This is a genomic window from Acidobacteriota bacterium (assembly GCA_035471785.1).
In the GTDB taxonomy this organism is placed as follows: domain Bacteria; phylum Acidobacteriota; class UBA6911; order RPQK01; family DATIPO01; genus JANQFM01.
The window spans coordinates 1-5,814 of the sequence record DATIPQ010000134.1; the positions used below are offsets into that span (position 1 = coordinate 1).

At 63.0% G+C, this 5,814-nt stretch carries 4 protein-coding genes; all 4 read right to left on the minus strand.

The genetic code is table 11. The features are described 5' to 3' along the window. A partial coding sequence (locus VLU25_19015; protein HSR70027.1) for a tetratricopeptide repeat protein occupies positions 1-991 on the minus strand: 991 nt, incomplete at its 3' end. 24 nt (positions 992-1,015) lie between these two features. Continuing rightward, entirely contained in the window at positions 1,016-3,700 is a 2,685-nt protein-coding gene (locus VLU25_19020) for an HDOD domain-containing protein (protein HSR70028.1), read from the minus strand. A 203-nt stretch (positions 3,701-3,903) separates the two neighbouring features. Next, on the minus strand, positions 3,904-4,332 hold the full coding sequence (locus VLU25_19025) for a hypothetical protein (protein HSR70029.1): 429 nt from the start codon (positions 4,330-4,332) through the stop codon (positions 3,904-3,906). A 276-nt stretch (positions 4,333-4,608) separates the two neighbouring features. After that, positions 4,609-5,814 (minus strand): Npt1/Npt2 family nucleotide transporter (locus VLU25_19030; protein HSR70030.1); only part of this gene is annotated, 1,206 nt, incomplete at its 5' end.

Genomic DNA, 5,814 nt, shown 5'->3' on the forward strand with positions numbered 1-5,814 from the left:
TTTGCTCACGGGCCACCGGCTCGGCCGGATCCGCTTGCAGCACTTGCTGGTAAAGCTGCAAAGCCTTCTCTTTTCGTCCTCTCTTCTGGTAGAGGCCGGCCAGGTAGAGCCGTCCCGAGAGGAACTCCGGAACCTCCGGCAAGGATTCTTCCAAAAAGGCGATGGCCTCGCCCTCGCGTCCCTGAGAAGCGATGTGCAGGGCCCTCAGGTAGTCCTCGAAGGCGGCTTCCAGACGGCGTTCCAGGTTGGCGTGGCGTATGGCGCTTTCGGTCTGGCCCAGGCGATCGTAAAGCAGGGCCGCGTCGCGGTGGTAGAGGGGATTCTCGCCGTCGGCCTCTATGGCCATTTCGATGAACTCGAGAGCGCCTCCATAGCGTCCCCGCTTGGCCAGCCGCGAGGACAGGTGATGGAGCAAACTGGCGTCCTTGGGCGCCAGCCGGAAGGCGATCTTGAGCTGGCGCAAACTGGCTTCGCGCTGCTCGTTGTGATCGAGTATCTGGGCGTAGAAGCGCCGGTAGCCGGTGTTGGACGGCTCTTTTTCAACGGCCAGGCGAATGTGTTCAAGGGCCTCTTTCTGGCGGCCCTGCATGAGCAGGGAATAGGCCAGGTTGCGGTGAGCCGAAGCCGAGGCGCCGCCTTGGGCGATCACGTCCTGCAGCAGTTCTCGGGCTCCCTCGAGATCACCCTGCATAAGCAGGGCATGAGCCAGATGACGCCGGTAGCGGGCCTCCCCGGGACGCTGTTCGAGGGCGCGCCGAAAGACGGCGGCAGCGCTGCCGGATTGCCCCAGGTCGAGCAACAGCACGCCGTATTGTTCCAGCAGGGCGAGGTCGCGGGGATGCTGGGACAGCCCTTCTTCCAGCACCTGCAGCGCCGCCACCGGCTCGCCGTCGCTCTTCATCTGGCGGGCCTGCTGGGCGTAGTCCTGGGCGCTTTGAGCCAGGATCGAAGGCAAGAACGCCAGCCACAGGAGCAAGAAGCGGAATCTCACGATGGCCACATTATAGCGCGTCGCTCAGGCCGAGGCCGAGCGTTCGCGGAAAGGCGGCGCCGCCGTTCGTCCGGGTTGCAGGGCCTGGTGGAGAGCTTCCAGCAAACGTTGGGGATGGAAAGGTTTGCGCAGGCACAGCGCCGCCAGGTCCTTGACGGCGGCGAACTCGTTCTTGTCGGTGCTTCCGCTGGTGGCGATGATCTTGATCTTGGGACGAGTCTTGTTCAAGTGCTTCACCAGCTTGCTTTCGCAGGCGCCGTTCAAGCGCATGTCGACGACCGCCGCCGAATAGTCGGTCTCGGCGGCCATCTGGCGGGCTTGGTCTGAGTCGTCGGCGGTATCGACCTTGAACCCGTGAGGACTGAGGGTCTCGGCCAATATGCGGCTCAGCGCCGCCTCGCGGTCGACGATCAGCACGCGCTGGCATCCTGACGGCACCGGGCGCAGGCGCGGGACCTGAGAAGATCTGGGAGGTGAGGGAGGCGATCCCGCCACTCCCCGTTGGGGCAGTCTGATGGTGAAGGTGGTTCCTTCGCCCAGCCGGCTGGACACGCGCACTTCGCCCGAATGGGCCTGCACGATGGAATGACAGATGGCCAGTCCCAGGCCGACTCCCTGGCCTTCCTTCTTGGTGCTGAAGAAGGGGTCGAAGATGGACTTGAGATGATCGTCGGCAATGCCGTGCCCGGTGTCGCTGAAGTCGATCAGCACGCCCTGGCGCTGCGCGTCGGGCTTGAGCCGCACCGTCAAGCGTCCGCCCCCCTGCATGGCCTGTACCGCGTTGACGGCCAGGTTGATGAAGACTTGCTCCAACTGGCGGGGGTCGGCTTGCAGGGGCCGGACCGGCTGAAAATCGGTTTCCAGCGCGACGTCATTTTGCTCCAGGCGGTCCTGAAGCGATCCCAGGCTTTGCTCCAGCACCTTTTTGACATCTACGGGCTGGGCCTGCGGCTTGGCAGGACGGGCCAGTCCCATCAGGTCGCGGACGATTTTGGCGATGCGCTCGGACTGCTGCAGGACGTTGCTCAGGGCATCCCGCTGTTTGCGCGAGGAAGCGCTGGAGAGGAGCAACTGGGATTGAGCCGAGATGATGGTGAGGGGGTTGTTGATTTCGTGAGCGGCTCCCGCCGCCAGGCGCCCCACCGAGGCCAGCCGCTCGCTCTGGGAGAGCTTGCTGCGGACGCTTTCCTGCTGGCGCGACATGCGTGCCAGCAGCTCGTTTTGGCGGTCCAGCTCGTCGAAGAGCATGATCCGTTCCAGGCAGATGGCCAGGCTGCGGGCGAATTGTTGCAGCATTTCGGCCGCCTCGCCCCGCTTCTCCTCCTGCGACTGCAGGTCGAGATCGGCGAAAATCTGTCCCAGGATGCGTCGTCCCGAGGTGAGAGGAACCACCAGCAGATCAGGCGAGCGCAGCGCTCCCCGCACTTCGTGAGGAGCTTCCAGGTCCTCTCCCGCGGCCTCCAGGCTGCGGATGATCAGAGCCACCTGCTGGCGCTGGGGAAGTCGGGTCAGGTCGTCTCCGGCATCGGTGGTGAGGGAAAACTCGATGCGCTGAGGCGATGATGAGCCGTGCACCAGCAACCAGCCTTCGAATCCCTTGTGAGCGGGCTGCGGCGCCACCGCTACCAGCCGGCGCGTCTTCAGCACCCGGCTGAGCAACTCGACGGCCACCTTCAGACCCGAGGCGCAAGAAGAGGGAGGGTTGACGGTTTCCTGCAGGACTCGGATCGACTCCATGATGCGCTGGCGGCGCATCAGTTCTGCGTTGCGGCTTTGCAGGTCGAGGTGAATGCGCGTCAGTTCGCGGTTGGCCCTCGTCACCGTCCCCATGTAAAGCTCGGCGCTGTCGCCGCCCTGCCAGTCGAATTGGGCCGCCACGTCGTCGTAGTCGCGCAGGATGCGGGAGGAAATGTCGACCAGGTCGGCCACCGGCAGTCCCGAGCGCGCGCTCAAGACGTCCAGGTCGAAGAGCGTCACGGCGTTGCCGCTGGCTCCGAAGCGGAAGTGGTGGCAGAGGCTGTCGGCGCAACCCACGATGAAGGCCGTGTGCTGATGAGGACGGTCTCCGAAGTGGCTGGGCGGCTGATGGTGCAGCCAGGCCGCATTGCGGATGGAGTCGGGGAAGTGCCAGTGCTCCATCAGCGTCTTGGCCACCCAGGTGTGTCCCGCGCCCAATATGCGCTCCTCAACCGCCAGCAACGGCTCCTCGCGGTCGCGAGCTTCCTTGAGGACAGCGTCATACTTTTGACGGTCCCACTTCAAGAGCACCAGTTTTCCGATGTCGTGGAGCAGTCCGGCCAGGAATGCTTCTTTGGCATTCTTGTGTCCCAGCCGGTCGGCAAGAGCTTCGCTGGCCAGCGCGCAGGTCATGCTGTGGCGCCAGAACTCGCACAAGGGCATTTCGCTGTCTTTTTCATCGCGGAAGAGATCCACGACGATGACCGAGAGAGCGGCGCTGCGCACCAGATCGAGCCCCAGCAGGGCAGTGGCCCGGTCAATGCTGGCGATCCGTCCTGAAAAGCCGAAAGCGGGCGAATTGGCAAGGCGCAGGATCTTGGAGGCCAAAGACTGGTCGGCTTGCAGAATCCTGGCAACCTCCCGCAATCCGGCATCCGGGTCGGAGGCCACCGAAATCAGCTTCAAAACCACCGGCGAAACCGTGGGAAGCTCCTCCAGCCCTTCGATGAAACGCTTGATTTCTTGCAGCATAAGTTACCGCCCGCTGGAAAGCTCCATGAGGCGAGCCGCGGCCCGCCCTTACCCAGGCTTATCGGCCCGCGGGCGAGGGGACTTTATCGGGCCCGGCCGGGGCGCCCAATCAAGCGGCGGTAGCGGGAATGGAAAAAAGGGCGCAAGAACTGCCAGCTCTTGCGCCCGTTCAGGGGAGGAGAGACGAATCGAGATGATGCTGACTAGCTGAAGAGCGAATACGACGGGTTTTCGCCGTAAGAGGCGGCGGCGTCCACCGCACCGTAACGAGTCTCGGGATTGGTGGGCTTGGACTCAGCCCAGCAGTTGTTGTCGTGGCGCCGCATGCGCTCCAACTGCTTGTAGCAAACTTCGTGATAATGCCAGACCTGAGGCTTCAGGTTGCATCCGCTGGCCCGCTGCTCGCTGATGATGCGGCCTTCGATCTTGTTGCCGCAGATTCCGCAAAAATCGCGCACCGGACGCTCCAGAGGGTCGCCCTGATGAGAAGGCTGCTGAGGACGCAGCGCTTCTTCCGTCAGCGGCAGGACTTCGTTGCGGACCAGGCGCAGTTTGGGAGCCGCCTCGATGACCCTAGACTGGGGCTGGGCTTTCCCGTTCCAGGAATTAGTGGCTTTGGCTGTGCTGTTCATGAAAGTGCTCCAATTCGCAAGTGTCAATTTTTTGACGCTGCTTCGAAAACTGCCTTCGATTTCCCGTCCCCAGAGGCCGTGAAGAGCCGCCGGAGAACCCTTTTTGGGCTGAAACTCAGGGTTGTATTTCAGACGGAGGTAGTAGGAAGCACGTCGGGTGCCAAAAAAGTCGTGGTTTCGGTAAGCGAGCGGGTGCGGCCCTCCTTCGCCCCTCCTTCGCCAGAGGCTATGGAGGGCAAGCAAGGCCATGGAGGGCGAGCGGCTCGACAGCGCCCTTTAGTCGCTCGATATCTTCTTGTGCTCGCGGGTGAGTTGGCGGACCAGCCACAACCAGACCAGCACCACGCAGAAGACCATCACCGAGAATCCTTGCGGCCCCAAGTTGAGGACTTCGGCGCCCAGGGCCACGAAGCCGGCTGAGATAACGTCTCCGGCCCGCACGAAAAAGGTGTCGATGGCCATCTTGGCCTTGTACTTCATCTCCCGGCTGGTGGGCAGGTAGAGGGCGGCCCGCAGGGTGTTCATGAGGGAGTAGTCGGTGGCGTTCTCGGCGATCTTGACCACCATGATGACGGCCAACACGGGAACCAGTGCAATGCTGCCGTAGGCGATGAGTGCGATGAAGGGAAGGATGTAGACCGACTTGCGCACCCCCAGGTGTTTGAAGATGCGCGACACCAGGAAGACCTGGATGATGGAGGCCACCACGTTGACCCAGAAGAAGAAGTCGGCATAGAAGAGTCCCGCAAAGACGTTGCGCGACTGGTTGGCTGCCGCGGCTTCGGAATAGACGACGCTGCGCATGATGTACTCGCCGGTGGTGTTGACCAGATTGAGCACCAGGATGAGCAGGGCCATGAAGAAGAGGTAGCGATGCTCCCAGATGAGGCGAAAGCCGGCCGCGGCCTCGAGGGGGCGCTGGGCCTTTTCTTCTTGGGCCCTCAATTGCCCGTCCCCCTCTTCTTGGGCTGGCTGGGAGGCCTGTGCCAGAGCCGCCTCCCGGCGTACCCGCAAATCGACCCAGACGGTCAGCCCCAGCGCCGCTCCCAAAAGGCCTCCCGCCACCAGCAGCATGAAGTTGGTGTCGCCCGTCCATTGGATGGACCATCCGGCCAGTTTGGGACCGAGAATGGCGCCGGTATTCTGTCCGATCATGATGAGGGGAAAGAGCCGCTCGCCCTGGGCCGGCAGGTAGATGTCGTTGGCGAATCCCCAGAACTGGGCCACCACCATGTAGTTGAAAATGCCCACCCAGACGAAGAAGACGATGCCCAGGTGGTTCATCTCGATCAGGGCCAGGTAATAGAAGATGCCCAGGTTGGAGACGAAGATCAGCGTGATGATGGTGATCAGGCGTCTGCGGGCCACCCGCTCCGACATGCGGTCGTAGCCTCTCAGGATGGGCAGCAGCGCCAGCGCCATGGCCGCCGAAGCATAGGAGGCCAGCTCCGCGCCGCCTGACTCCAGCGACATGTAGGCCTC